This is a genomic window from Robiginitalea sp. (assembly GCF_982776155.1).
The window spans coordinates 18,637-44,540 of record NZ_CEXZKX010000011.1 but is presented as its reverse complement, the minus strand read 5'-3'; the positions used below and the strand labels follow the sequence as shown (position 1 = coordinate 44,540).

The window sequence follows — 25,904 nt, the reverse complement described above, 5'->3', positions numbered from 1 at the left end:
GCATGCATAATTTTACGAAATATGCATTGGGGGTCTCGAAAAATTGGTATCTTGGCTTAAAACCCTCTTAACACAAACTAAACGAATGAGAACATTTTTCCTGTTTTCCATGCTCCTATTGGGTATGGGGACCTATGCGCAGACTGTTGTTTCAGGAACTGTTACGGATACCAATGGAGAACCCGTGCCAGGCGCAAACATCGTGATCGTGGGAAAGGCCATTGGCACCACTACGGATTTTGACGGGAACTTCTCCCTGGAAACCTCTGAAATGCCGCCCTTCGACTTGCGGATAACCAGTATCGGGTACACCGAAGGCAGCGCCCGGGTGGAATCCAGCGGCCAAACGCTGGCCATCACGCTTTCCGAAGCCCAGACCTTCCTGGACGAAGTAGTCATCTCGGCCTCCCGGACCCCGGAGCGGATATTTGAATCCCCGGTTTCCGTGGAGCGGTTTGGCCTGCAGGACATCGCCGCCACTACGGCCCCTTCCTTTTACGACGGGCTGCAAAACCTTAAAGGGGTGGACATCAACACAAACAGCCTTACCTTCCAATCGGTGAATACGCGCGGGTTTGCCACGTTTGCCAACAACCGCTTTATGCAGCTGGTAGACGGGATGGACAACACGGCACCCGGCCTGAACTTTGTTCTCGGGAACCTGGTGGGGATGTCGGAGCTCGAGGTGCAAAGCGTGGAAATTCTCCCGGGTGCGTCATCGGCCCTCTACGGGGCGGGCGCCTTCAACGGGATCTTGTTTATGACCAGTAAAAACCCCTTCGACTACCAGGGGATCAGCGCCTACTTTAAAACCGGATTCACCCAGCAGGATGCCGCCGGCACGAACCCCTATTACGATTTCGGGATCCGGGCAGCCCACGCCTTTAACGATAAGCTGGCCGTAAAAGCCAATTTCTCCTACTTGCAAGGGGAAGACTGGCACGCCAACAGCACCGTGGACCTGGCGCGCCCCGGGGCGGACCGGACAGATCCGGCCTACGACGGCCTGAATGTCTACGGGGACGAGGTGAGCACGCTGCTGAATTTTGACGCAGCTGCCGGATTGCCCTCGGGGACTGTCGGAACAGCCTTGGTATCCCGTACCGGTTACCAGGAGGCCGACCTGCTCAATTACAACGCCCAGAGTGTCAAGACGGATTTCTCGGTATACTACCGGCCCTGGGCAAACGATTTTGAGATTATTTACAATGGCCGGGTGGGTCGCGGCAATACGATTTACCAGGGTGCCAACCGGTACGCCATCCGCGATTTCATCCTGCAGCAGCATCGCCTGGAGTTCCGCAACGACAATTTCTTCCTGAGGGGATATATCACCTCTGAGAATGCCGGGAATTCCTATGATACGCGGTTTGCCGCCATCAACGTAAACCGGCGCTGGAAGTCCGATACGCAATGGTTTACCGATTACGCCCAGACCTATATCGGGGCGCGCCTCGGCGTAGGCACGGGGGTTCAGCTGGACGAAGAAACGGCACATGCCGTTGCCCGCCAGGCAGCCGACCAGGGGCGGTTTGTCCCGGGAACCCGGGAATTTGACCGGGCCCTGGCACAGGTCACTGCCGACGGGGACCTGACCACCGGCGCGAAGTTTATCGACAACACCAAATTCCGCCATGTAGACGCGAACTATAATTTCACCCATCTGACTTCGGAAATTGCCGAAATCCAGATTGGGGGTTCCTTCCGGGAATATGTGCTGAACTCCAGCGGGACGATTTTCACGGATACGGACGGCCCGATTTCCTATAACGAATACGGGGCTTACCTGCAAGTACAGAAGAAACTCCTGGACGAGCGGATCAAGCTCACGGGCTCTGTCCGCTACGACAAGAACCAATTTTTTGACGGGTTCTTTTCGCCGAGGCTCTCCATCCTGACCGTCCTCGGGCCGGAGAAGAACCACAACCTCCGCGTATCCGTCCAGCAGGGCTTCCGGAACCCGACTACCCAGGACCTGTTTATCGGCCTGAATGCCGGCCGGGCCATCCTCGTGGGGGCCGCCCCGGACAACCTGGACCGGGATGTGCGGAATTTTGACCTGAGTACTTCCGGGGCTGCCCTTACCGGCAGCAGCCAGGCGCGGATCGTGGGCCGGGCCGCCTACGAAAACGCTTTTTCCCTGGCCTCCGTAAATGCCGGGGCACCCGCAGCGGTAGAGACGCCCCTGGTCCAGCCCGAGGAAATAACTGCGTACGAAGCGGGCTACCGGGGTAAAGTCGGCAAGGTGGCCATCGATATCAGCGGTTTCTACAACAAATACCAGAATTTTATCTCGAATACCACAGTGGTCGTGCCGTTTTACGGGCAGGCCGGGGACGGCGGCCTCTCGCTGCTCGCGCTGCAGAACGGGGATTTCTTCCCGTACCAGACCTATACGAATTCCCCCGTGGACATCGAGGCATACGGGGTCAATGCCGGATTCGACGCAAAACTGCCGGGCGGTTTCGACCTCGGGGCCAGCTACAGTTATATCGAACAGGAGTTCGACCAGGCGGCCTTCCCGGACTTCCGCACAAATTTCAACTCGCCCAACCACAAGGTGAAAGCCAGTTTCGGCCACAGGGAACTCTTTAAGAATTTCGGCTTTAATGTGAATTACCGCTGGAGCGACAGCTATCTGTGGCAGAATACCTTTGCAGACGGGATCATTGACGCCTATACCGTTTTGGATGCACAGGTGAATTACACCATCCCCTCCCTGGATTCCATCATCAAAGTAGGCGGATCCAACATCCTGGGCGAAGAGTATTTTTCGGCTGTAGGGACGGGTGCAGTCGGCTCGATTTTCTACGTGTCCTGGACGGTGAACCCGTAAGGAGTCACATACGAGAAGAAAACGCCGGCACGCCGGCGTTTTTTTTATGGTAAAAAGCGGTCCCCGGCGTTCCTTTTTTTAAAGGAATACCCTATCTTTGCAGCCGAAAAAACAGCGCCTTACATTAACAGGTAGATAAATAACACGCAATGGCAAAGCAATCAGGTAAAGTATCCCAGATTATCGGCCCGGTAATCGATGTGGAATTCCCTTCGGGGGCTGAACTCCCCAAGATTTACGACTCCCTTGAAATCAAACGCGAGGACGGTTCGGTCCTTGTACTGGAGGTTCAGTCGCACATCGGCGAGAATTCCGTCCGCACCATTTCCATGGACTCGACGGATGGTTTGGGCCGGGGTACCGAAGCCGTCGCTACCGGAGCAGCTATCCAGATGCCCATCGGCGATGCGGTTTACGGCCGGCTCTTCAACGTCATCGGAGATGCCATCGACGGCCTGGGCAACCTGCCCAAAGCCGGCAAGGACGGCCTGCCGATCCACCGGGAAGCCCCGAAATTCGAAGACCTCTCCACTTCTACAGAAGTCCTGTTTACCGGGATCAAGGTCATCGACCTCATTGAGCCTTATGCCAAAGGGGGTAAGATCGGATTGTTCGGCGGAGCCGGGGTTGGAAAGACCGTATTGATCCAGGAGCTTATCAACAACATCGCCAAAGGCCACGGGGGCCTCTCCGTTTTTGCCGGAGTAGGGGAGCGCACGCGGGAAGGGAACGACCTGTTGCGGGAAATGCTCGAGTCCGGTATTATCAAATACGGGGACGACTTTTTGCATTCCATGGAAGAAGGCGGCTGGGACCTGAAAAAGGTCGATAAGAAAGCCATGAAGGAATCCAAGGCCACCTTCGTATTCGGACAGATGAACGAACCTCCGGGAGCCCGTGCCCGGGTAGCCCTTTCCGGGCTGACCATCGCCGAGTATTTCCGCGATGGGGCAGGGGAAGGCCAGGGGAAGGACGTCCTCTTCTTTGTCGACAACATCTTCCGTTTTACCCAGGCCGGCTCCGAGGTTTCCGCCCTGCTGGGACGGATGCCTTCCGCGGTGGGATACCAGCCCACGCTGGCCACCGAGATGGGGGCCATGCAGGAGCGGATTACTTCCACCAAGCGCGGCTCGATTACCTCCGTACAGGCGGTATACGTACCGGCGGATGACCTTACCGACCCGGCACCCGCAACCACGTTTGCCCACCTGGACGCCAACACGGTACTGTCCCGGAAAATTGCCGAGCTCGGTATCTACCCGGCGGTAGACCCGCTGGATTCCACTTCCCGGATCCTTACACCGGAGATCCTCGGCAAGGAGCACTACGATTGCGCACAGCGCGTCAAGGAGTTGCTGCAGCGCTACAAGGAACTGCAGGACATCATCGCCATCCTCGGTATGGAAGAACTCTCTGAGGAAGACAAGCAGGCGGTAGCACGTGCCCGCCGGGTGCAGCGTTTCCTCTCGCAGCCCTTCCACGTTGCCGAACAATTTACCGGTATCCCCGGTACATTCGTGGACATCAAGGATGCCATCAAAGGATTCAACATGATCATGGACGGGGAGCTCGACCACCTGCCCGAAGCGGCTTTCAACCTGAAAGGGACTATTGAGGAAGCCATCGAAGCCGGTGAGAAAATGCTGGCCGAGGCCTGATCTGCAGATTAACTGAACCTGTATTTGTTATGCACCTAGAAATCGTCAGCCCTGAGGCAACCTTATTTTCCGGAGAAGTTACTTCCGTAACCGTCCCGGGCATCAACGGGGAATTCCAGATGCTGGAAAACCACGCCCCGATCGTATCCCTCCTGCAAAGCGGGGAGGTCCGGTTTGCGGGAAACACCGGGTTGGACGAGGAGTTCGAGGATCGCTTTCGCAAAGGCGCGGATGGCAAAACCATCCTGCCCATCCGGAGCGGCACCGTCGAGCTGAAAAACAACCGGGTGATCGTATTAGCTGACTAATTCAAGTACTATACATTTTGCAAACCCTGCATCCCGACGGAGGCAGGGTTTTTTTGTTTTGCCACAGGTGTCTGAAGGCAGAATCTCCGATTGGCCTGCCGCAGAGAGTATCGGTTTATTCCGGTTGGTTTCGAAACCTGCCGAAGTGGTATCTTTGGCATATGTCGGATCTGCCGGAAAAATTGCGGGAAAAGATGGCGGCCCGTGCGCGGGAAGGGAACTTGAGGACACTCTCAGCACCCCCGTACGGCGTAGACTTCTATTCGAACGATTACCTGGGCCTCTCCGGTGAACCCCTGGCGGTTCCCAAAGCGCCCGAAGCGCCCGGGTCGCATCCAACGGGGCATCCCGGGGAAGCGGTTGCCAGTTCTACGGAATCCGGGGCGCACTTTGCAGGGCATGCCCCGGGTCAAATCCGGGGCGATGCGCCCTCGGGGCCTGATGCGGAATCCCCGGCCCACGGAAGCGGCGGTTCGCGTTTGGTCAGCGGGAACCACCCCCTGTATGCGGAACTGGAAAACACCTTGTGCCGGGCACACCGCGCGGACGCCGCCCTGGTGTATACTTCCGGATACGATGCAAATATCGGCTTGCTTTCCGCAGTACCCCAGCGGACGGACTACGTGTTCTACGACGAAAGCGTCCATGCGAGTATCCGGGACGGCCTGGGGCTGTGCAGGGCCAGGGCGTACAGCTTTGCCCACAACTCCCTGGAGAGCCTGTCCCGCCGGGTGGCCACCGTACTGCCCGATGGCATCCCCTCCGGCTCTGAGGCGTATGTGGTAACCGAGACCGTATTTTCCATGGAGGGGGACGGCCCGGACCTGGCGGGGATTACCGCGTATTGCCGGGCCAACGGTTTCCGGCTTATCCTGGACGAGGCCCACGCCGTCGGGGTCTTTGGTAAGCGCGGGGAGGGGGCCGTGGCAGCTGCGGGCCTGGAAGACCTGGTTTTTGCCCGGGTAGTCACCTTCGGGAAGGCCATCGGGCGTCACGGGGCGGCTGTATTGTGCGATTCGGAACTCCGGGAATACCTGGTCAACTTCTCAAGGAGCCTGATTTATACCACAGCCCTCCCCCCCAAAACCCTGGAATCCCTCCTGGAGGCCTATGCGCTCATGTCGGGCGAAACAGGCAACCGCAGGCGCGACGGGCTTTGGGAAAATATCGCATTTTTCAGGCAGCAGGCAGAGGCATTGGGCCTCGACAAGGGGTTTTATACGGCCGGGGGCCCCATCCAAACCTACCGGGTGGGCGACTCCCGGAAAGCAGGCCGTCTTGCCGGGCGGCTTGTGGAAAAGGGCTTCCTGGTAAAGGCCATCCGCTATCCAACCGTACCCAGGGGCAGCGAATGCCTCCGTTTTTGCCTCCACAGCTACAATTCCAAGGACGATATCCTGTCAGTTTTAAGTATCTTGTCCGAGGAATTGAAAATGGAAACGTAATGGATAGCCGATTCGTGGTATTGGAGTCCTTTGAGTTGGTGGCAGATGCGGAAATACTGAAGTTGAAGCTGGAATCCGAAGGCATCCCGGTATTCTTAAAGGATGCGAATATCATGCAGGCCGAACCGTTTATCGCCACGGCAACCGGGGGCGTCAAAGTGATGGTGGAAAAGGAGGATTTTTTACGCGCCAATGCGGTCTACGACGCCCTGCGCCGATATGCCCTGGACAAAGACGGCAACCCCATTACCTGCCCGAATTGCAAAGCCACCCGGAGCGAACGCTACTTTAAGCGGGACAAGCTGCGTTACCGGCTTTTCCCGTTTTTGGAGCCGGCGCGTTACCGGTGTACGCAATGCGGGATGATAACCGCGGCGGATTCATGAGGCGGATCTTCGTAACCGGCATTTCCACGGAGGTGGGCAAGACCCTGGCATCGGCGGTGCTGGTGGAGGCCCTTGGGGCGGATTACTGGAAGCCCGTACAGGCCGGGGACCTCGACGCCTCGGACAGCCATGCCATCAAAAACCTCGTAAGCCACCCAAAAACGGTGATTCACCCCAACGCCTACGCCCTGAACACCCCCATGAGTCCGCATGCAGCCGCTGAAATCGACGGGGTACGGATTGATCTGGACCAGATCCGGGAACCGGAAACCAGCAACCACCTGGTCATCGAAGGGGCGGGCGGGCTGCTCGTCCCCCTGAATGATACGGACACCATCGCCGACCTGATCCGGCCAGGTTACGCGGTAGTGGTTGTTTCCCGCCACTACCTGGGCAGCATCAACCACACGCTTCTCACCCTGGAAGCCCTGAAAAACAAGGGGCACAAACCCTACCTCCTCTATAGCGGCAACCCGCACCCGACCACGGAAGCCATTATCGAAAGGAAGACCGGGGTGCCCGCCATCGGCAGGATCGAGGAGCTGCCCCGGATAACCCGGGAGGAAGTTGCCCGGCTCGCGGCAAATCTTAGACCTGTGTTGCGGGAATTCAAATTACTCTAAACGAATTTTTTCCCGCTCGTAAATGACCGCCTGTTCCACCGTATCCAATACCCGGTAATGAGATTTAAGAGAAGCCTGCATGTACGCGTTTTCCTCCCGGTGTTGTTTGTCAAATATTCGTTTGTTCAGGCGCGTAATTACCGTTGGCGGCCTGATGGAATCCATTAAATATTGCAACTCCAGCATGGCAGTTGGCCGCTGCGCATTGTAGTAAGGAAACATTTCGTCCTTACACAGGTTGCTTGGATGCGTGGCTGTTCGGACCGGGGGATATCGGTCCAGCATCCAATAGCCGATGTGGTAGCCCAGAAACAGGACATTTTCGGTCTCTAGCTTATTCCTGCGCAAGTAGTCGGGGACCGAGAAGCCCTCACCGTTGTAATATTGGCCACGTTCATAGCGATATCGGGCCACATGCACATACTCCAGGGTGCTTTCCATGGGGATGAGCAACAAAATCAAAATCACGAGGCCCTTTTTTCCGGAAGCATGATGCAGCACCTTGAGTGATAGCGCAGCACTAAGCAGGATTACCAAGGGCGGATAGAGTTGAATCAGATAGTGGGTGTTAATACGCCCGCTTTGAAGGAAGGACCACAGGACACCCAGGGTGGTCAAAACCAGGCAAATAGTTTCCTTTCTCCGCATGCTTATACGTCTACTGCGTGCTGCCCAGGCCAAAAAAGACACTACGGATAATGTAACGAGGATTGCCGCTATTGGGGAGCTTCCGGAACCCTGTGTATAGCCCAACGGGGCCAGGATTACAGAGTTCCACCAAATGTCCGTTTGGTCGCTTCGATAATAGGGATAAAACGTAGTCAGTATAACGGCCAGACCCGGCAGCCCCAAGGCAACAATCCTTCCTACAGCCCTTGGGAATTCATACCGCTTAAATGAGTCAACCATCCACCAAATCCCCAGGAGAAAGACCACCATGCTAAAATTGATCTTGATCATAAGCGAAATACCCAACAGCGTACCCCCCAGCATCCAATTCATCAACCGATCCGCACCGGTGAGAATGACAAGTGCCGACATAAAGGCCGCCATCAGGATGTGTTCAGACATGACTCCCTGGATACTCCCGAAGAGGCTGCACAGGTAAATTATGCTAATTGCTGCCGCATATGCCAAACGCCTATCCGTAAACCTTTTTGCCAGCAGGTAACTTGAAAAACCAATCGAGGCAACCAGGAATGTGCCGGCCAGGCGGATTGCGATCAGGCTTTTTCCAAAGCAATAAATGACCCCTGCAAAAAAGAAAAAAGTGAGGGGCGGTTTTACATCCCAAAGCAGCGTATAGGGCAGATAGCCGTCAACCCACGCCTGGCCAACCAGAATGAACGTGCTCTCATCCCGATCGATGTAATCTCTGAAAAAAAAGGGAAACCGAAGAAGGAAGGCAATCAGGAACAGCACCGCGTACACCAGGTGGCCAGGAGGCATACGGAGCAGTTTTGGAGGCAAGGCCTTCATGGAAGTCATAGACTATTCCGCATTATTTGTGATCTTTGCAAGATATGAAATCGAACGGGCAGAATCGTATCGCACCTGAAAAAAGTCTTGTGGAACGGGACAGGAAACATCTGTGGCACCCGCTCACCCAACACAAGCTACAGAGCGACCTTCTCGGAATAACCCGGGCTGAAGGCGCTATGATCTACGACGAAGCCGGGAAAGGGTATGTGGATGCCATCTCTTCCTGGTATACGTGTGTTTACGGCCATTGCCATCCCTATATACTGCAGAAGGTATCCGATCAGATGCGGCATTTGGACCAAGTGGTTTTCTCCGGTTTGACCCATGAACCGGCGGTGCGCCTCTCAGAGGAGCTCATTAAGATGCTCCCCGGGAATCAGAAGAAACTTTTTTTCTCGGATAATGGTTCCACGACCGTGGAAGTAGCTGTGAAAATGGCCTTGCAATACCACTTCAACCGGGATTCGCCGCGGAATGTAATCCTCGCCTTTGAAGACGGATTCCACGGCGACACTTTCGGTGCCATGTCCGTTTCCGGGCTGAGCGTGTACAATGGACCCTTTCGGGATTTTACCCTGGAGGTACAGCGAATACCAACCCCCTCAACCGCCAATCCTTCGACCATTCTCGCAGAACTCGATCAGTTGATTGAAAAAAAGCGCTTAGCCGCATTTATTTACGAACCCCTCATTCAAGGTGCGGCTGCAATGAAGATGCACCATGCCGAAGGACTGAGCATCCTATTACGCCGGCTCAGGGAGGCGGGGGTTTTGTTAATAGCCGACGAAGTGATGACCGGGTTCGGGAAGACTGGATCTTGTTTTGCCAGCGAACAGGTTGATGAAAAACCGGATATCATATGCCTTTCAAAGGCCCTCACTGCCGGTCTCCTGCCAATGGGAATCACCTCATGCACCCAGGAAATTTACGACGCCTTCTACAGCGATGACATAGCTAAAGGGTTTTTCCATGGACATACCTACACGGCAAACCCGTTGAGTTGTACGGCGGCCCTGGCCGCCCTGGAACTCTATCGCCAACCCGGTATTCAGGAGGGCATCGATTTTATTTCAAAAAGTCATTTGGAATTCGCGTCTCAGATTGCGCAGCGCCCCTCGGTGGCGGACGTTCGGTGCAAAGGGGTGGTATTCGCTATGGACCTTTCCCGGCAGCTACCGCGCTATGGCGCTATGCGAGATAAGTTGTATCACCACTTTTTAGAAAAGGGCGTCTATCTTCGGCCCCTTGGCAACACCATCTATTTTCTGCCTCCGTATATCATTGAACCGGAACAACTGGAAAGGGTCTATAGGGCGGCGGAATCCCTATTGGATGAATTGGATAAGCAGTCTTAAGTCGGGTATCCCCCTGATTGCATACGATGTTTATGTTTTTTCCGAATACGCCATAAATCGGCCCACAATTGGAAAAAATAGGTGAACCTGACCTTGGATTCCCCGCGGTCGATCCAGCGACGGATGGGAATTTCTTCCATGGATGCTACGCCTTTGTCCGGCCCGTGATGCGCGAGAAATCGGCTGATCAATTCCACGTCGAACAACCATCGAGAGCTCAGTGGTTCTGAGAAGAGGATCGGCACCAGGCTGGAGCGGAATACCTTGCAGCCGCACTGGGTATCGTATACCTTGATCCCGAGTATCTCTGAAATGATCGTGGCGATTACCCTGCCGATAAGAAATCGGCTGAAACGGCGTTCGATGTGGGATCCTACCCGCAGGATTCGGGATGCAAAAACAAATTCCTTTTGATTGAGCCGGTGCACCATGTCGCTGCATTCCTCCAAAGAACAAGCGAGGTCAGCATCCAGGTAGGCAAGGGCGTCCGAATTCCCGTCCGCATGGGAACGCAAGACACCGGTTCTTACGGAAGATGCTTTCCCCCGATTTTCGGGTTGGTCGATTACCACAACCTTTTCTTCAAATTCGGACTGCAGCTTAAGAAGCAAAGACAGCGTGTCGTCCGTGGATCCGTCATTTACAAAACAGATGCCCGTTTGGGAGCCACCAGCAAGGAATTCCCGGTACGATTCCAGGGGCAACCTGTCGAACTCGTTGTAGCAGGGAATGACGATAATCAGCGGGAATTTTTGCATAGACGCATAAATTGTCACGGGGCGATAAATGTACAAATTAACTGTAGGACGGCAGGAATCCACTCGCACATCAAAAAATATTAGCTTTGCGCAGTGATCGGTTAAAAAATATGGACATATCTCTTGTTTCCCTATCCTCGTTATCTGCTTTGGGGAGTCATCGGAAGGCTGCGGAAAATTACGCCAATGGACATGCGTATCTTACGGAGGTTCAGACGCATGCTGATTCCGTTTGGGCCGGTCGGATTCCTGCAGAGATGCGTGAAAAGGTCCTTTCGTCTATCGGAGAAGAATACCCCGGCCTGGATGAAACGGTTTACTTCGCGATTTGGTGTGCTCGTGAAGCGGTAGCCGCTGCCGGTTGGGAATCAACCGGCGATTTCGGGCTCAACCTGGGCTCCTCCCGGGGGGCCACGGGGCTTACGGAGACCTATCATCGGCAATTTCTTGAAAGCGGAAGCGTGGGCACCCTGGCGTCCCCGTCGACTACCTTGGGAAACATCGCTTCCTGGACGGCGCACGACCTGGGATGCCGCGGACCGGCACTGTCGCATTCCATTACGTGTTCCACGGTCATGCACGCAGTATTAAACGCCTGTGCCTGGCTGGAATCGGGCATGGTGAAACGATTTGTGGCGGGGGGAAGCGAAGCTCCTCTGACACCGTTCACTTTTGCGCAGATGCAGGCGCTGAAACTCTACACCCGGGAATCACTGCCCTACCCATCAAGGCCGTTGGACACGAAGAAAACCAACAATACGTTGGCTTTGGGAGAAGGAGCGGCCATGGCATGTCTTGTCAAGGGGCCCCATCCCAGGGCGCGCGCTTCGATTGCCGGTGTCGGTTTTGCTACCGAACCTATGAAACACGGCGCATCACTTTCTGCTCGGGCGGACTGTTTGAAAAGCTCGATGAAAATGGCGCTTAAAGGAAATGATCCCAGGAAAGTAGACGCTGTTATCCTGCATGCTCCGGGTACGCTCAAAGGCGATCACGCGGAGGTCCAGGCGGTAAAAGATATATTCGGGGAAGCCGATCCGCAATTGATCAGTAACAAATGGAAAATTGGGCACACCCTGGGGGTATCCGGAATGCTAAGTATGGAGCTGGCGTTACTTTTACTTGAAGGAAAGAGCTATACACCCCCGGGATACCTTTCCGACGATACCAGACCGGCCTATCGGCAAATCCTGGTAAATTCCGTTGGCTTTGGCGGAAACGCAGTTAGTTTACTGCTTACGAAGTAAGAAAAAACGAAAAAAAGTAAGAAAATATTTATTCTATTGGTTGAAACACAAAATAATCAACCAGTATGAAAAATCTAAAATTGCTGCACGTAATTGTTTGGGCGTGTCCGGTAACTGCTTTCCAACGGGAATCAACAATCCCAATGACAAGCCTTCCAGTTTCCAGGCTAATGTGAACATTTCATACGTGCAAATATATGAGCACAGCAATTATGGCGGAAGAAGTAAGATTTTTTACAGGAGTCAGGCCGGATCTTACGGAGGGGTAGTTTTTACATAGACAATAACACAAACTGGATGGTTGTCGGTCGATTAAAGGATTGGGACATGGCATTCCTGAACACATGGGATGACGATGTTAGTTCCATCCGCCTTGGAAGTGCCAATTAATTTTTACCAGGAATCCAAGAGCCCCAACCCTCTGGTTGGGGTTTTTTTTTGAATTTGATGGAATACCCTATTTTTGAATCACCAAGCAAAAGACCTATGAGCGCCATACGACACGACTGGACCCGCGAGGAAGTCCTGGAAATCTATAACCGACCCGTCATGGAGTTGCTCTACCAGGCAGCCGGGGTACACCGGCAACACCACGACCCAAACACCGTCCAGGTTTCCACCCTCCTATCCATCAAAACGGGCGGGTGCCCGGAAGATTGCGGATACTGTCCGCAGGCGGCCCGCTACCACACGGATATCGAGGGGAACGACCTGATGACCGTAAGCCAGGTGAAGGCGCAGGCGCTTCGGGCCAAGGCATCCGGGAGCTCCCGGGTTTGCATGGGGGCGGCCTGGAGGAACGTGAAGGACGGCCCGGAATTCGAAAGCGTCCTGGAAATGGTGCGTACCATCAACAAACTGGACATGGAGGTTTGCTGTACGCTGGGCATGATAACCGAAAACCAGGCGCAGCGGCTGGCCGAGGCCGGCCTGTACGCCTATAACCACAACCTGGATACTTCCGAGGACTACTACAAGGACGTGATTTCCACGCGTGCCTTCGAGGACCGCCTGGAAACCATCGGAAATGTGCGGAAGACCAATGTGACCGTTTGCAGCGGGGGGATTATCGGCATGGGGGAAAGCCCGGAAGACCGGGCCGGGATGCTTGTAGCCCTCTCTACCCTGAGCCCCCAGCCGGAATCCGTGCCCATCAATGCCCTGGTAGCCGTACCCGGAACGCCTATGGAGGATATGGAGCCGGTGTCCATCTGGGAAATGGTGCGAATGGTGGCTACCACGCGCATCGTCATGCCGGAGACCCAGGTCCGCCTGTCGGCCGGCCGCACCCAGATGAGCCAGGAAGGCCAGGCGCTGTGTTTTTTCGCCGGGGCCAACAGTATCTTTGCCGGCGACAAATTGCTGACCACCCCGAACCCGGATGTGGCCGAGGATATGGAACTCTTCCGGCAGCTGGGACTGCAGCCCCAGAAGCCCTTTGTCAAAAAAGCGCAGCCCCAAACCGTTGAGGCAGCCGAATCCCAGCTCACCCCTTTAGGCGAGAAACCCCGGTGGAGTCGGCCGGGCCATGCCATCCCGCGGAATGAAGCGGCCCGATCGGCCGGGAAATCCTGAGGATTTGTAACTTTATTGGTTAAAATGCGAGAAAGGTGTACCTGAAGGACGTACAGCGTGTTGCTTCCATTTCCAGGGAAGCATTCCTCAGTGATTTTTTCAAAACCCAGACCCCGGTGGTGATTGAGAAAGCCATTGAAGGTTGGCCCGCCTATAAGAAATGGAACCTCGACTATATCCGGGAAGTCGCCGGGGACTGCATCGTACCCCTTTACGACGATCGGCCGGTAGACTACCGGGACGGCTTCAATGAGCCCCACGCCAGTATGCGGATGGCCGATTACATCGACCTGCTCCGGAGCGAACCCACCCGATACCGCATCTTTCTATGGAATATCCTCAAGGAAGTCCCCCAATTGCAGGAGGATTTCGATTACCCGGACTTTGGCCTGCGGCTGATGAAAAGTTTGCCCATGTTGTTTTTCGGGGGGCGGGATTCCTATACGTTTATGCACTACGACATCGACCTGGCGAATATCTTCCACTTCCATTTCGAAGGACGGAAGGAATGCATCCTGTTTTCACAGACCGAGAATAAATACCTCTACAAGGTACCCCATTCGCTCATCACGCACGAACGCATCGATTTCTCGGCCCCGGATTTAACCCAATGGCCGGCTTTGAGGTATGTCAGCGGCTTCCGGGCCGAGCTCGCCCATGGGGAAGTCCTGTACATCCCCGAGGGATTCTGGCACTATATGCGCTATATCACCCCCGGGTTTTCGATGAGCCTGCGGGCCATTGCCCGGAACCCGAAGAACCTGAGCAAAGCCCTGTACAACATCTTTATCATGCGGCATTACGACAACGTCATGCGGCGGATCCGGGGTCAGCAGTGGATCGACCTGAAAAACGAAAAGGCCATCACCCGCACCCACAAGCACCTGGAGGGGCGATAGCCTGCAGGCAGCCGCTCCCCATACCGGTACGGGGAAGGTCGAACAACCCGGTTGCCACCGTATCGGGACCCGGGTCTGAGAATCAATCCGGGAACTCCAGGCCCCCGAGGTATTCGTAGATTCTTTCGTTTTCCCAGCCCCGGTAATACAGGTAACTGTGCAGCTTCTGCCTGATTTCCGCGGCCGGCTTTCCGCGAAGGGATTCACGCCGTTTATCCGCGAGTTTTTCGAACTGCTCCCGGTACGCCTCTTCGGGGATAGACCCGAGGGCCTTGCGCACCAGGTAATCGGAGATGCCCCGCATCCTGAGTTCCCGCCCGATCCGGTTGCGCCCCCAGGACTTCTGCCGGAATTTCCCGCGGGCGAATTCCAGGGCAAAGCGCTCCTCGTTCAGAAAATTCCCCTCGATCAGGTGGACGACGATCTGGTCGATCGCCTCGGGGATCATCCGCATGCCCTGCAGTTTTCGGACCACCTCCTGGTGGCACCGCTCCTGGTAGGCACAATAGCGTTCCATACGCCGGGTGGCATCTTCGACCGTGTAGTTTTTCCTTCCGAATGGTGCCATGTTCAGTTCCGGGGATAGGTGATGGTTAATTCCCTGTCCGAACCCCGTACAACGGCCGTGCCGTCCGGGTTGGGGAGAAGTTGCCCCCCTTCGGTCCGGGCCCGCCGGGCTTGTTGCACATCCAGAGGGATTTCCAGGTCCCAATCGCCCTTCTGAACCACCCGGAGGGTTATCGTCTGCCTTTCGTCTTCTCCGTAGTAGACCGAAAGCGTGTTCCCGCCGATGGATACATTTTCCAGGGAGGCAACATCCCAGTCCTCAGGCATCAGGGGGTCGATCCGGATCAACCGGTCCGACGCCCGGGGGGAGATACCGAAAAACTGCTCCACGATGGGCACGGCAAAGGCATAGATATTCCACGCCTGTGCAATCATCCCGTAATCCGGAGATACTTCATACATACTGCCTGGCAGAGCATAGCTGAAACTGCGCGTCATCCTCCTGAGGTAATCGAGCGCCTGGTCCGGGCGGCCATAATTGTTCTCGGCTACGGCCTGAACCCCCGTAGGGAGCGTCATGACCGCCCCGGTATAGGAAAAGGCCGAACTGCCCTTGAACGAGCCGCTATCGCTCCCTGCAGATTCATCCCGGTCGATCCCCGTGACAAAAACGCCGAAGGGATTTGTGAATTTGCGGGCGGTTTCGAGCGCGGTGTAGGCCTTGGCCGAATCCGCAATCCCCATTTCCATGGGCGTATTCACCACCCAGTTATGGTGGAGTACAAAGGGTCGGACCCCCGGTTGCGGGTTGCGCAGGAGCGCGTTGCGGGTCGTTTCCAACTCCGCAACAGCCCAGGGCTTGTCCAGGGTGTCTGCCCGGACAATGGCATCCTCGATGAGCCGTAATGCCTGCTGGTCCGTCCCGCGGAAGTCGGCAAAAGAGCCGTAGCGCTCCGACCAAAATTCCGAATTGATCCGGGCTTTCAGTTCGCTGGCCAGGGCAGCGTACTGGCGGGAAAGATCTTCTTCTCCGAGTTCGGCTGCAATCCGGGAAGCATGGTCAAACCCGGCCTGCGTATAGGAGGCCACATCGATCATTTCGCTATCCAGCCCATGGATTTCCATCATCCCGAAACCGTCGGGGAAACCATTGCCATCCCCGTCGTTTTCCCGCATCAGCCAGTCCAGGCCGTCCCGGATAGTCTGGAAATACCGCCTGAGGAAATCCCGGTCGCCGCTCCATCGGTAAATATGCCAGATCAGGGAGGCGAACTGGGGCGTTTCATTGATGTTTCCCGGGTTGAAAACAGCCCCGTTGGTGGACATCTCGTGGATGATGCGGCCGTTGCCGTTCACGGCCCGGGATACGCTGTCGATCAGGCGGATGGTCTGGAAGACCACTTCTTGCTGGCCGACTGCCATATACCCCCTCAGGGCGTATTCGCTGTCCACCCCGAACCACCAGGGGTAATCGGGGATCCCGGCCGTAACCCCCGTACCGATCCCCGGTACCTCCTGGATCATCCAGTCCGAGTTGTACTTCAACCATTCAAAAGCCTGTTGGAGGGCGGTATCCGGGACGGTTAGTTTGCTGCGCCCGGCCAGTTCCGCATACCGGTCCCTTTTGCTTTTCAGCAGGGAGGACGCCTCTTCGAGAATGCTTTGCTGTACCTGCCTGGCCGCGGCCTCCGTCGATGTAGAACCCCCTACGGCCATTCGGATGCGCTCCGTTTCACCCGGCCGGATTTTCAGGGAAAACCGATACCCTGCTGCAATTCCTTCCCCGCGTTGAATCGAATCGCGGTTTGCAGGCAGGATGCCGTCAGGGGCCCGGTTGGGCCCGAAGGCGACATACCAGGGCGATTGGCCATCCCGTGCCGTCCACGCGTTGATGCCGGAGTCGTAATAGGCGGAATCCCGCCCATCGGCCATCCCGGTTCGTTCCCCGAGCCAGGTAGGGCGCAGGTCGGTTTGCCCCAGGAAGCTGAATTCCACTGTAAGGGCCTCCTCCCCGGTGTTCTCAAATTCATATTCCAGGGCCACTCCGGGCAGGTGGTCGGGGACAAACTGCCAGCGGCTCATTCGGAGCGGCTGCCCGTCCCAGGACCAATGGTGGCTGTTGGCCATCGGGTAATTGACAAAGCGGGTGCTGTCGGCAGGCGGCAGGGGGTTGCCCCCAACCTCGATGGAGGTTTGGAAACCGTCCATCAGTTTGATGGGGTGCGCCCAGATACCCCCCATTTCCCCCGGGATATGCCAGCCGATTTCCGGGAAGCTCCCGTCCTGGTGCCCCACCATATAGGCGCGGTCGCCCGGGGTAACGTACGGACTGGCCAAATAGGCTGGTTTGCCGCTGATTGAGGGGCTCTCCCGAAGGAGTTCACTGAAGGACCCGGCGTGGCCCGGAACCTCCGGGGAGCAGCCCAGCAGGAGCGCCAGGCTGGTGAGCGGAATAAATGCAAATTTCAGTGTGTTCACGGCGGTGGGTTTTATCTAATAAAAATAGGCAATTCGCAAAATTCGCCGGGCAGGCCGAATGGGAATTGCAGTCCCGGCAACTTCTGCCTGCAGGGAGGTTACCCATTTATCGAGGCCCCGGTTTTTTCCCGGGGTTCCCGCCCGGACAAAAAAAAACAGCCGCTGTTGGGCGGCTGTTTGTCTATGCTTCCTGGGCTTCCTGCAGGGGAGCCCCGTCTTTGTCGGTAAATCGGTACTCCAGGTAGGAATAGGCATCCCTTGGCTGGATCTTGATCCACTTTTTAAATTCCAGAAACCACTTGGACCGGATGGAAGGAAATCCTTTGGTCAGATAGGCTGCTATAAAGGGGTGGGCATTCAGCGTGATTGCCTTTTCCCTGCCTTCGCCTTTCATGATGCGCTCCAGTTCGTCGCTGATCTTCTCGATCAGCACAATGGGCGCCTCCACTTCCTGTCCGTTGCCGCTGGGGTCCACCTCGGTGGTCTTGATGTTGACCTCCGGCCGGACTCGTTGGCGGGTAATCTGGACCAACCCAAATTTGCTGGGTGGCAGAATCTTGTGCTTGGCACGGTCGTCCTTCATTTCATCCCGCAGGTGGTTGTACAGTTTTTTGCGGTGGTCCGGGCGGACCATGTCGATGAAGTCGATCACAATGATCCCCCCCATATCGCGCAGCCGGAGCTGGCGGGCCACTTCCGCGGCCGCGATGAGGTTGACTTCAAGGGCAGTATCTTCCTGATTTTTCGCTTTGGTGGAGCGGTTGCCGCTGTTCACGTCAATGACGTGCAGGGCTTCCGTATGCTCGATGACCAGGTAGGCCCCCTTGCTCATGGACGCGGTGCGTCCGAAAGAGGTCTTTATCTGGCGTTCTATTCCGAACTTCTCGAATATAGGCACGTTGGAAGAGTACAACTTTACGATGGATTCTTTGTCAGGGGCGATTTCGTGCACGTAATCCTTGATCTGATTGAAAAGCGTTTCATCATCTACATGGATCCCGCTGAAGCTGTCGTTAAAGACATCCCGCAGGATCGATGAGGCCCGGTTGAGTTCCACCAGCACCTTGGACGGTGTAGACGCCCGATTGATTTTCTTGCACATCGATATCCATTTGGACATCAGATTCTCGAGATCCTTGTCCAGCTCCGCGACTTTTTTGCCTTCCGCAACGGTCCGGATGATGACGCCAAACCCCTTGGGCTTGATGCTCTTCACGAGCCTTTTTAGGCGGTCTTTTTCCTCCTTGCTGCCAATCTTCTGGGACACGGAAACCCGGTCCGAAAAGGGAACCAAAATCAGGTACCGTCCAGCTATGGAAAGTTCAGAGCTGATACGGGGACCCTTGGTAGAGATAGGCTCCTTGACGATTTGGACCAGCATGGTCTGATTCGGCTTGACTACATCTTTGATGCTGCCGTTCTTGTCGATATCTTTTTCGAATGAAAAGTTCTTAAGGGAAAAGTCTTTCAACCTGCCGGATCGGGCCAACTTCAGGAATTTCAGCATACTCTTTAGCTGAGGCCCCAGGTCGTGGTAGTGAAGGAATGCATCCTTCTCATACCCTACGTTTACAAAGGCTGCATTGAGCCCGGTAACCGGTTTCCGGATTTTGGCGAGCATGATGTCGCCCACGTTGAATTTATGATCGTCTTCGTCTTTGTGAAGCTCGATGAGTTTCCCATTCTTAAGCAAGGCAAAATCGACGGAATTGGAATTGGATCTTACGATTAATTCTCTGTTCACCTGATTCATTTTTTTTCCCCGTTCCTTCTAGGGAACAGGAAAGATTAAACAATACTAATTGCAGGTTATATCGTAAACCCGTCGAAATCCCGATAGGAATTTCTATGTCAAAGAACGTATCAAAACTGAAAAAGTAGTACTGAGACTACTTTTTCTTATGGCGGTTAGCTCTCCTGCGCTTTTTACGCTTGTGGGTTGCTACCTTATGTCTTTTTCTTTTTTTACCACTCGGCATAGCTACTTCTTAACGATTTTTATTTAACCTGCACGTTGCTCTTAACGCCTTCGACAAATACTTTTGCCGGTTTGAACGCCGGAATGTTGTGCGCAGGAATCTTGATGGTTGTATTTTTGGAGATATTCCGTCCGGTTTTTTCGGCCCGGGTCTTGATGATGAAACTTCCGAATCCTCTCAGATATACATTGTCTCCATTCTCCAGAGAAGATTTTACCGCCTCCATGAATTTTTCAACGGTTGCTTGTACATCTCCTTTTTCCATTCCCAGTTCCTCTGAGATTATTGATACGATATCCGCTTTGGTCATTTTGAAATAATTAACTGTAGGTTTTCAGGGTTGCAAATATATAAATATTATTGAATCTTTCGGCCAAGGAATATTTTTTAAGTACTTAATTCAGATACGCTTGCAAGCCAGCCTGAAGCACCCGAATTTCACATCTGCCATTTTGGAGTGGTACCGGATTCACCAACGGGACCTGCCCTGGAGGGGAAGCCGCGACCCGTATGCCGTCTGGCTTTCGGAAATCATCATGCAGCAGACCCGGGTGGCTCAGGGAACCCCGTATTACCGCCGTTTCCTGGAGCGGTTCCCGGAGGTTTCCGACCTGGCCACAGCCTCGGAAGAGGAGGTGCTCAAGCTCTGGCAGGGCCTCGGGTATTATTCCCGTGCCCGGAACCTGCATGCAGCCGCCCGGAAGGTGGCTTTTGAATGGGGCGGGAAGTTCCCCGTATCCTATAAGGGCCTGCTGGAGTTGCCGGGGGTGGGCCCCTACACTGCGGCGGCCATCGCATCCATCTGTTTTGATCTGCCCCACCCGGTGGTGGACGGGAATGTCTTTCGGGTCCTCAGCAGGTATTTTGATGTCGATATCCCAGTGGATACAGGCCCCGGCCGAAGGCATTTCGACCAGCTCGCCAGGGAAGTCATGGATCCGGGGCAAATTGGCCGGTACAACCAGGCGCTGATGGAATTCGGGGCGCTGCAATGCGTCCCGGCCAACCCGGATTGCGCGAGCTGTCCGCTCGTGCAGAGCTGCGGGGCCCACGCGGCGGGTACCATTGGCGAACGTCCTGTAAAGCAGGGGAAAACCCGGATCCGCAAACGGTATTTCCACTATGTGATGCCCATAGGCCCCGACTTGCAGACGCTCCTTATCAGGCGGGGCGGCCCGGGTATCTGGCAGGGGCTCTACGAATTCCCGCTTCTGGAACAGGAGGCAGACCCGACACCGGCGGAGATCGGGGCCCTGATCACCACCCACTGCGGGACCCGTACCACCATCGGTACAATTACCCGGTTCAACGATGCGCCGCGGGTCCATAAACTCTCCCACCAGCACCTGTACACCACTTTTTGGCTCGCCCGTGCAGAGGGCCTTCCGGAGGGCGCCCTGCCGCTTTCCGAGGCGGAAGAACTGCCGGTCCCGGTCCTGATTGCCGAATTTATGGATACCGTTAAAAATTCGTACTTTTGACCCAATAACAAGTCTATGAGCGGAACACTGAATAAAGTGATGCTGATCGGGCATCTGGGCGATGAGGTGAAGTTGCACTATTTTGAAGGAGGGAACTGCATTGGCCGGTTTCCCATCGCCACGAACGAATCCTATACGAACCGGCAGACCGGGGAGAAAGTCACCAATACGGAATGGCATAACATCGTGGTTCGCAACAAGGCTGCCGAGGTATGCGAGAAGTACCTGGGCAAAGGCGACCTGATTTATGTGGAAGGCCGGCTGAAGACCCGCCAGTGGCAGGGGGAAGACGGCAATACGCGGTATACCACCGAAATCCAGGCGACGGACTTCACCTTTCTGTCAAACCGTAACGACCCGTCGGGGAACCCGCAGGGCAACCCGCAGGCCCGGGAATCTTCGCCCGGGAGGACCCCGGAACCCAAGGGGAACGAACGCCCCGCCCCGGTGGATACCCCGGACGAGGAGGACGACCTTCCCTTTTAAATAAATAATCTTCGGCTATTGGACCCCGAACCCTTACCCTTGGCAATCTTCCAGATCGGCGCGGATGTACTGCTGATCTCCAAACTTGCCCTGCTGGTGGTCCTGCTTGGCTGCTCGGCACTGGTGTCGGGGGCGGAGGTGGCCTTTTTCGGGCTTAGCCAGACCGAACTGAACGCCTTCCGGGATTCCGGGAGTACCCCGGGGGGGATTGTCTACCGGCTGTTGCAGAAGCCCAAGAAACTGCTCGCAACCATCCTGATTGCCAACAACGCCATCAATATCGGGATTGTGCTGCTGCTTACCGATGTGGGGGAAACCCTTTTTGCCACGGTAGACCAGGTCTACCTGGGGGTGATATCCCTGCGTTTCGTCCTGGAAATCGTCCTGGCCACCTTCCTGATTTTGCTCTTCGGGGAAATCCTGCCCAAGATCTATGCGAACCGGAACCGGGAGGTGTTTGCCCTCCGCATGGCCTATCCCCTCAAGGCACTCGATTTCCTCTTTACCCCGCTCACTGCCCCCATGCGGGCAGGAACCATCCTGTTGTACCGCCGTTTGGGCAAGCAAAAGTCCAACCTGAGCGTGGACCACCTCTCACAGGCCCTGGAACTCACCTCCGAGGGGGATACCACCCGGGAAGAACAAAAGATTTTGCAGGGCATCGTCTCCTTCGGGAACACGGATACCAAGCAGGTAATGCGCCCGCGCATCGATATTTTCGCGCTCGACGAGGGGATGAAATTCCCGGAGGTACTCGAGGAAATCCGGAAGAACGGCTATTCCCGCATCCCGGTGTTTTCCGAAAACATGGACAACGTCCTGGGGGTGTTGTACGTAAAGGACCTCCTGCCGTACCTGGACCGGAAAACGTTTAACTGGATCACCCTGATCCGGGAACCTTTCTTTGTGCCCGAAAACAAGAAGCTCGACGACCTGCTCCTGGAATTCCAAAACAAAAAGAACCACCTGGCCGTGGTGGTGGATGAATTCGGGGGGACTTCCGGGATCGTGACCCTGGAGGATGTTATCGAGGAAATCGTCGGGGATATCAGCGACGAATTCGACGACGAAGACCTGATTTATTCCAAACTCGACGATAAAAACATCGTCTTTGAAGGGAAGACCAACCTGAAGGATTTTTACCGCGTCGCGCGGATTCCCGATACGGAACCTTTTGAACAGCGGAAAGGGGAGTCCGAAACCATTGCCGGGTTTGTCCTGGAAATTTCAGGGAACTTCCCGAAACGGGGCGAAACGGTCTTGTTCAACGAATACCGGTTCCTGGTAGAAAGCGTGGATAAAAAGCGACTGAAACAAATTAAAATAACTTTGCCGGATGATGCGTAGGATTTTTTTGCTTGCCGGGCTGATGCCGTTGATTTGGGGATGCGGGGAAGACCCCCTGCCGAAACCCCGGGCAATGCTGCGCCTGGAATACCCCCGGAAAGCCTACCGGGTACTGGAGTCCGACTGCCCGTTCCGGTTTGAATACAACCAGATGGCCTCCCGGGAATTCCGGGGAGACTGCGACCTCGTCCTGGACTACCCCGAGATGAAAGGGTCGGTGTTTATCTCCTACAAGGCCGTGGACGGAAACCTCAGGTCGCTGCTTTCCGATGCGCAGAAACTGTCCTACGAACACGTGGTCAAGGCGGACAACATCGTGGAACAGCCCTATATCAACCAGGAGGAAGCGGTATACGGGATGTTTTACGAAGTGCGCGGGGATGCCGCGTCCCAGTCCCAGTTTTACGTTACGGACAGCACGGACCACTTTGTAACGGGGTCCCTGTATTTTTACGCCAAACCGAACTACGACTCCATCTTGCCGGCCGCTGTCTACCTGCAGAACGATATCCGCCGGATTATGGAGAGCCTGCGGTGGAAGTAATCTTCCGGATCCATGACTGAAACCCCGCATACCCCAGAGGACCACTATACCCCGGAAAGCCTGAAGGAGGCACATGAGCTGATTGTGCCGTATATTCACAGGACCCCGGTAATGCAATCCCGGCAGCTCAATGAACTCGCCGGCGCGGAATTGTTTTTTAAGGCGGAAAATTTCCAGCGCGGGGGGTCCTACAAAATCCGCGGGGCAACCCATGCCCTGATCCGGCTGAGGCAGTCGCGGGACGCAGGCGGGGTGGTGACGCATTCTTCGGGGAATTTTGCCCAGGCGCTGTCCCTGGCAGCCCGGAGCCTCGGGATGCAGGCGCATATTGTGATGCCCGAAAATGCCCCGAAGGTCAAGCGCGAAGCCGTTTCCTCCTACGGGGGGCAGGTGGTGTTGTGTGCCCCAACCCTGGAGGCGCGTGAAGCCGAAGCGGCGCGTATTGAACGCGAGACCGGCGCGGCGTTTATCCACCCTTCCAACGACCCGATGGTTCTGCTGGGGCAGGGGACTGCCTGCTTGGAACTACTGGAAACGCACCCCGAATTGGACCGGGTAGTGGCCCCTGTGGGCGGGGGAGGCCTGTTGGCCGGCACCAGCCTGGCCTGTGCGTTTTTCGGCCGGGATTGTGAGCCGGTAGGGGCCGAGCCCCTGGCAGTTGACGATGCCTACCGCTCCCTGAAAAGCGGCCGAATCGAACAAAATGAATCTACCGATACCGTAGCCGACGGGCTCCGCACCGTACTGGGCAACCATACATTCCCGGTATTGCAGCGCTATGTACGCACGATTATCCGCGTGGAAGAAGATGAAATCATCCGGGCGATGCGCCTGGTCTGGGAGCGGATGAAGCTGGTCGTGGAGCCCTCGAGTGCAGTAGCCCTCGCGGCGGTCCTGCGAGATCCCGGCCTGTTCCGGGGCACCCGGACGGGGATTGTAATTTCGGGGGGGAACGTCGATCTGGACAACCTGCCGTTCAGCCGTTGATGCATGGGGACACCCCGCCCAGGGGGGTTGTGCCATAAGAAGCTAACCGGGTTTTCACAAGTGTTATTCCCGATCCGCGCCTTCCCGGGCTTCCTCAAGTACCTCCCGGGCCCGTTCGATACTGCCGAGTACCTGGTTGCGCATGGCCTCCACCTTTTCCTGTTCCTCCGCGAGCCACGCCTGTTTTTCCTCGCTGAGGGCTTTTCCCTTCATGATTTCCTCGTGGTCAAACCGGTTGCCAAAGCCCTGCATCCAGTCCATCATACTCTGGTGGGCTGCCTGGAGGTCCTGCATCGCAACTGCATACTGGCTGTCCGAACCCGTGCTGTCCGCCAGGGGTTTTAATTCGGCCACGAGGTTGGCGATGGTTTTCATTTCCGGCATCACCTCGTCGTGTACGGCGATTACCTCTTCCATCTGGCTGGGGGCGTCCTTGGCCTCCTGTTTTTTTTCGCCCTTGCATCCTGCAAGCAGCAGCATACCTGCCAACATCGCTCCCAGGACCGGCCGGCCGCCTATTAGATTCGTCATACTATCGGATTATACCTTCAAAAGTAGCAACTTTGCAGCAATTGGCTGAGAAATGAGCGAAACGCGACGCAGGTGGTTGTACCTGATGATCCTGGCAGTAATCTGGGGGAGTTCCTATATCCTGATCAAAAAGGCGTTGGCCGGGTTCAGCCCGCTCCAACTGGGGAGTGTCCGGATCGCAATGGCAGGCGGCATGTTGCTGCTGATCGGTCGTCGCTCCTTGCGCACCATCGGACGGCACCAATGGAAATGGGTGGCCCTGAGCGGCGTGGTCGGCAGCCTGGTGCCCATGTACCTGTTCGCCTTCGCGGAAACCGAGATATCGAGTTCGGTGGCGGCCGTCCTGAATTCGCTGGTGCCCCTCTTCACGCTTTTCGTAGGGTATTTTGCCTTCGGGATTGGTTTTAGCAGGAACCAGTTGCTGGGCGTTTTGGTGGGATTCGCAGGGGCCCTCCTGCTAATCGGGATCGGCTCCCTGGCCCATCCGGGGAGGAATTACTGGTATGCCGGCCTGGTAGTCCTGGCCTCGCTGGGATACGCCTGTAACGCCAATATCATCAAAAGCAAGCTGTCCGGCATAAGCCCCATGGGCATTGCGGTGGGTAATTTTGTTTGTATCCTGCCCGTGGCACTGGTCCTGACCGGCCTGTCCGGTGCCCTGAGCGAGCCGGTACGGGCATCGGCCGAATTCTGGCCTTCGGTGGGCTACCTGTTTTTGCTATGCGCTTTCGGGACCTGTATCGCCAAAGTCCTCTTCAACCACCTGATCCATATATCCACCCCCGTTTTCTCGGTATCCGTCACCTACCTGATCCCGGTGGTTGGCATCCTCTGGGGCCTGGCGGACGGGGAGGCCTTTGGGCTGAAACAGGTAGGCGCGGCGGGCCTGATCCTTTTGGGGGTCTACCTGGTAAACAAAAAAAAGCGCCTGCAGGTGCAGGCGCATAAAAATCGTTCGGGTTCCTAGGCCCATCCCGGGGTACAATCCGGGG

23 protein-coding genes are annotated in these 25,904 nt (G+C 55.8%); 16 read left to right on the top strand and 7 right to left on the bottom strand.

From position 1 onward, the window contains the following. Positions 1–85: 85 nt before the first annotated feature. The 6 genes from AC3DKS_RS14100 to bioD all read left to right on the top strand — a co-directional run bounded on the left by AC3DKS_RS14100 (position 86) and on the right by bioD (position 7,256). On the top strand, positions 86–2,836 hold the full coding sequence (locus AC3DKS_RS14100) for a TonB-dependent receptor (RefSeq protein ID WP_420592849.1): 2,751 nt from the start codon (positions 86–88) through the stop codon (positions 2,834–2,836). A gap of 149 nt (positions 2,837–2,985) precedes the next feature. Continuing rightward, the gene (atpD, locus tag AC3DKS_RS14095; RefSeq protein WP_015753584.1) at positions 2,986–4,494 is read left to right on the top strand and encodes a F0F1 ATP synthase subunit beta; all 1,509 of its coding nucleotides are present in this window, start codon (positions 2,986–2,988) and stop codon (positions 4,492–4,494) included. A gap of 29 nt (positions 4,495–4,523) precedes the next feature. Further along, positions 4,524–4,802 (top strand): F0F1 ATP synthase subunit delta/epsilon, encoded by a 279-nt coding sequence (locus AC3DKS_RS14090; protein ID WP_015753585.1) that lies wholly within the window; start codon positions 4,524–4,526, stop codon positions 4,800–4,802. A gap of 161 nt (positions 4,803–4,963) precedes the next feature. Then, positions 4,964–6,247, top strand: coding sequence for an aminotransferase class I/II-fold pyridoxal phosphate-dependent enzyme (locus AC3DKS_RS14085; RefSeq protein ID WP_474732111.1), 1,284 nt, complete (start codon positions 4,964–4,966; stop codon positions 6,245–6,247). Beyond that, positions 6,247–6,633, top strand: a complete 387-nt coding sequence (locus AC3DKS_RS14080) for a putative signal transducing protein (RefSeq protein ID WP_420592851.1) — start codon at positions 6,247–6,249, stop codon at positions 6,631–6,633. The genes AC3DKS_RS14085 and AC3DKS_RS14080 overlap by 1 nt, the downstream gene beginning before the upstream one ends. Next, a complete protein-coding gene (gene bioD, locus AC3DKS_RS14075) occupies positions 6,630–7,256 on the top strand; it encodes a dethiobiotin synthase (RefSeq protein ID WP_272607043.1) in 627 nt (208 codons plus the stop codon). The genes AC3DKS_RS14080 and bioD overlap by 4 nt, the downstream gene beginning before the upstream one ends. Here the strand turns inward: bioD and AC3DKS_RS14070 are convergent. Beyond that, a complete protein-coding gene (locus AC3DKS_RS14070; RefSeq protein WP_474732109.1) occupies positions 7,248–8,744 on the bottom strand; it encodes an ArnT family glycosyltransferase in 1,497 nt (498 codons plus the stop codon). The genes bioD and AC3DKS_RS14070 overlap by 9 nt on opposite strands. 35 nt (positions 8,745–8,779) lie before the next feature. On the opposite strand from AC3DKS_RS14070, the gene bioA reads away from it, so the two are divergent. After that, entirely contained in the window at positions 8,780–10,093 is a 1,314-nt protein-coding gene (bioA, locus tag AC3DKS_RS14065; protein ID WP_474732107.1) for an adenosylmethionine--8-amino-7-oxononanoate transaminase, read from the top strand. Here bioA and AC3DKS_RS14060 read toward each other — a convergent pair. Next, a complete protein-coding gene (locus AC3DKS_RS14060) occupies positions 10,090–10,851 on the bottom strand; it encodes a glycosyltransferase (RefSeq protein WP_272607046.1) in 762 nt (253 codons plus the stop codon). The two genes, bioA and AC3DKS_RS14060, sit on opposite strands and share 4 nt — an antisense overlap. A gap of 257 nt (positions 10,852–11,108) precedes the next feature. Between AC3DKS_RS14060 and AC3DKS_RS14055 the strand changes: the two genes are divergently transcribed. From AC3DKS_RS14055 to AC3DKS_RS14045, 3 genes are all read left to right on the top strand, one after another. Beyond that, positions 11,109–12,098: a beta-ketoacyl synthase N-terminal-like domain-containing protein gene (locus AC3DKS_RS14055; RefSeq protein WP_474732105.1), complete on the top strand. Its 990-nt coding sequence runs from the start codon at positions 11,109–11,111 to the stop codon at positions 12,096–12,098. A 486-nt stretch (positions 12,099–12,584) separates the two neighbouring features. Beyond that, positions 12,585–13,673, top strand: coding sequence for a biotin synthase BioB (bioB, locus tag AC3DKS_RS14050; RefSeq protein WP_015753592.1), 1,089 nt, complete (start codon positions 12,585–12,587; stop codon positions 13,671–13,673). 35 nt (positions 13,674–13,708) lie between these two features. Then, positions 13,709–14,572, top strand: a complete 864-nt coding sequence (locus AC3DKS_RS14045; protein WP_015753593.1) for a cupin-like domain-containing protein — start codon at positions 13,709–13,711, stop codon at positions 14,570–14,572. A gap of 82 nt (positions 14,573–14,654) precedes the next feature. Here AC3DKS_RS14045 and AC3DKS_RS14040 read toward each other — a convergent pair whose 3' ends face one another. The 4 genes from AC3DKS_RS14040 to AC3DKS_RS14025 form a co-directional block, all read right to left on the bottom strand. Continuing rightward, positions 14,655–15,140 (bottom strand): regulatory protein RecX, encoded by a 486-nt coding sequence (locus AC3DKS_RS14040; RefSeq protein ID WP_015753594.1) that lies wholly within the window; start codon positions 15,138–15,140, stop codon positions 14,655–14,657. 2 nt (positions 15,141–15,142) lie between these two features. Then, positions 15,143–17,557: an amylo-alpha-1,6-glucosidase gene (locus tag AC3DKS_RS14035; RefSeq protein ID WP_474732102.1), complete on the bottom strand. Its 2,415-nt coding sequence runs from the start codon at positions 17,555–17,557 to the stop codon at positions 15,143–15,145. 181 nt (positions 17,558–17,738) lie between these two features. Next, complete coding sequence (locus AC3DKS_RS14030; protein ID WP_041327497.1) at positions 17,739–19,301, bottom strand: Rne/Rng family ribonuclease; 1,563 nt, start codon at positions 19,299–19,301, stop codon at positions 17,739–17,741. A gap of 254 nt (positions 19,302–19,555) precedes the next feature. Further along, the gene (locus AC3DKS_RS14025) at positions 19,556–19,846 is read right to left on the bottom strand and encodes an HU family DNA-binding protein (protein WP_015753597.1); all 291 of its coding nucleotides are present in this window, start codon (positions 19,844–19,846) and stop codon (positions 19,556–19,558) included. Positions 19,847–19,946: 100 nt separating this feature from the next. On the opposite strand from AC3DKS_RS14025, the gene mutY reads away from it, so the two are divergent. The 5 genes from mutY to AC3DKS_RS14000 are packed head-to-tail and all read left to right on the top strand — an operon-like array spanning position 19,947 to position 24,381. Further along, on the top strand, positions 19,947–21,017 hold the full coding sequence (mutY, locus tag AC3DKS_RS14020) for an A/G-specific adenine glycosylase (protein ID WP_272607050.1): 1,071 nt from the start codon (positions 19,947–19,949) through the stop codon (positions 21,015–21,017). Positions 21,018–21,032: 15 nt separating this feature from the next. Further along, a complete protein-coding gene (locus AC3DKS_RS14015) occupies positions 21,033–21,503 on the top strand; it encodes a single-stranded DNA-binding protein (RefSeq protein WP_272607051.1) in 471 nt (156 codons plus the stop codon). 18 nt (positions 21,504–21,521) lie between these two features. After that, positions 21,522–22,850: a gliding motility-associated protein GldE gene (locus AC3DKS_RS14010; protein WP_041326991.1), complete on the top strand. Its 1,329-nt coding sequence runs from the start codon at positions 21,522–21,524 to the stop codon at positions 22,848–22,850. Then, positions 22,840–23,394 carry a gliding motility lipoprotein GldD gene (gldD, locus tag AC3DKS_RS14005; protein ID WP_041326992.1) on the top strand — a complete coding sequence of 185 codons (555 nt, stop codon included), beginning with the start codon at positions 22,840–22,842 and terminating at the stop codon, positions 23,392–23,394. The genes AC3DKS_RS14010 and gldD overlap by 11 nt, the downstream gene beginning before the upstream one ends. Before the next feature lie 12 nt (positions 23,395–23,406). Beyond that, complete coding sequence (locus tag AC3DKS_RS14000; protein ID WP_474732098.1) at positions 23,407–24,381, top strand: pyridoxal-phosphate dependent enzyme; 975 nt, start codon at positions 23,407–23,409, stop codon at positions 24,379–24,381. A gap of 63 nt (positions 24,382–24,444) precedes the next feature. Here AC3DKS_RS14000 and AC3DKS_RS13995 read toward each other — a convergent pair whose 3' ends face one another. Continuing rightward, on the bottom strand, positions 24,445–24,912 hold the full coding sequence (locus tag AC3DKS_RS13995) for a hypothetical protein (RefSeq protein WP_272607053.1): 468 nt from the start codon (positions 24,910–24,912) through the stop codon (positions 24,445–24,447). Positions 24,913–24,964: 52 nt separating this feature from the next. On the opposite strand from AC3DKS_RS13995, the gene AC3DKS_RS13990 reads away from it, so the two are divergent. Continuing rightward, positions 24,965–25,879: a DMT family transporter gene (locus AC3DKS_RS13990; protein WP_041326993.1), complete on the top strand. Its 915-nt coding sequence runs from the start codon at positions 24,965–24,967 to the stop codon at positions 25,877–25,879. The last annotated feature ends 25 nt before the right edge of the window (positions 25,880–25,904 follow it).

What these genes read in the sequence shown, in the direction of transcription:
- AC3DKS_RS13990 (WP_041326993.1), top strand. Translation starts at nt 24,965, where the DNA reads ATGAGCGAAACGCGACGCAGGTGGTTGTACCTGATGATCCTGGCAGTA.
- AC3DKS_RS14055 (WP_474732105.1), top strand. Translation starts at nt 11,109, where the DNA reads ATGCGTGAAAAGGTCCTTTCGTCTATCGGAGAAGAATACCCCGGCCTG.
- AC3DKS_RS14000 (WP_474732098.1), top strand. Translation starts at nt 23,407, where the DNA reads ATGACTGAAACCCCGCATACCCCAGAGGACCACTATACCCCGGAAAGC.
- AC3DKS_RS14070 (WP_474732109.1), bottom strand. Translation starts at nt 8,744, where the DNA reads ATGACTTCCATGAAGGCCTTGCCTCCAAAACTGCTCCGTATGCCTCCT.
- gldD (WP_041326992.1), top strand. Translation starts at nt 22,840, where the DNA reads ATGATGCGTAGGATTTTTTTGCTTGCCGGGCTGATGCCGTTGATTTGG.
- AC3DKS_RS14025 (WP_015753597.1), bottom strand. Translation starts at nt 19,846, where the DNA reads ATGACCAAAGCGGATATCGTATCAATAATCTCAGAGGAACTGGGAATG.
- bioB (WP_015753592.1), top strand. Translation starts at nt 12,585, where the DNA reads ATGAGCGCCATACGACACGACTGGACCCGCGAGGAAGTCCTGGAAATC.
- AC3DKS_RS13995 (WP_272607053.1), bottom strand. Translation starts at nt 24,912, where the DNA reads ATGACGAATCTAATAGGCGGCCGGCCGGTCCTGGGAGCGATGTTGGCA.
- bioD (WP_272607043.1), top strand. Translation starts at nt 6,630, where the DNA reads ATGAGGCGGATCTTCGTAACCGGCATTTCCACGGAGGTGGGCAAGACC.
- AC3DKS_RS14040 (WP_015753594.1), bottom strand. Translation starts at nt 15,140, where the DNA reads ATGGCACCATTCGGAAGGAAAAACTACACGGTCGAAGATGCCACCCGG.
- atpD (WP_015753584.1), top strand. Translation starts at nt 2,986, where the DNA reads ATGGCAAAGCAATCAGGTAAAGTATCCCAGATTATCGGCCCGGTAATC.
- AC3DKS_RS14100 (WP_420592849.1), top strand. Translation starts at nt 86, where the DNA reads ATGAGAACATTTTTCCTGTTTTCCATGCTCCTATTGGGTATGGGGACC.
- bioA (WP_474732107.1), top strand. Translation starts at nt 8,780, where the DNA reads ATGAAATCGAACGGGCAGAATCGTATCGCACCTGAAAAAAGTCTTGTG.
- AC3DKS_RS14015 (WP_272607051.1), top strand. Translation starts at nt 21,033, where the DNA reads ATGAGCGGAACACTGAATAAAGTGATGCTGATCGGGCATCTGGGCGAT.
- AC3DKS_RS14090 (WP_015753585.1), top strand. Translation starts at nt 4,524, where the DNA reads ATGCACCTAGAAATCGTCAGCCCTGAGGCAACCTTATTTTCCGGAGAA.
- AC3DKS_RS14085 (WP_474732111.1), top strand. Translation starts at nt 4,964, where the DNA reads ATGTCGGATCTGCCGGAAAAATTGCGGGAAAAGATGGCGGCCCGTGCG.
- AC3DKS_RS14060 (WP_272607046.1), bottom strand. Translation starts at nt 10,851, where the DNA reads ATGCAAAAATTCCCGCTGATTATCGTCATTCCCTGCTACAACGAGTTC.
- AC3DKS_RS14080 (WP_420592851.1), top strand. Translation starts at nt 6,247, where the DNA reads ATGGATAGCCGATTCGTGGTATTGGAGTCCTTTGAGTTGGTGGCAGAT.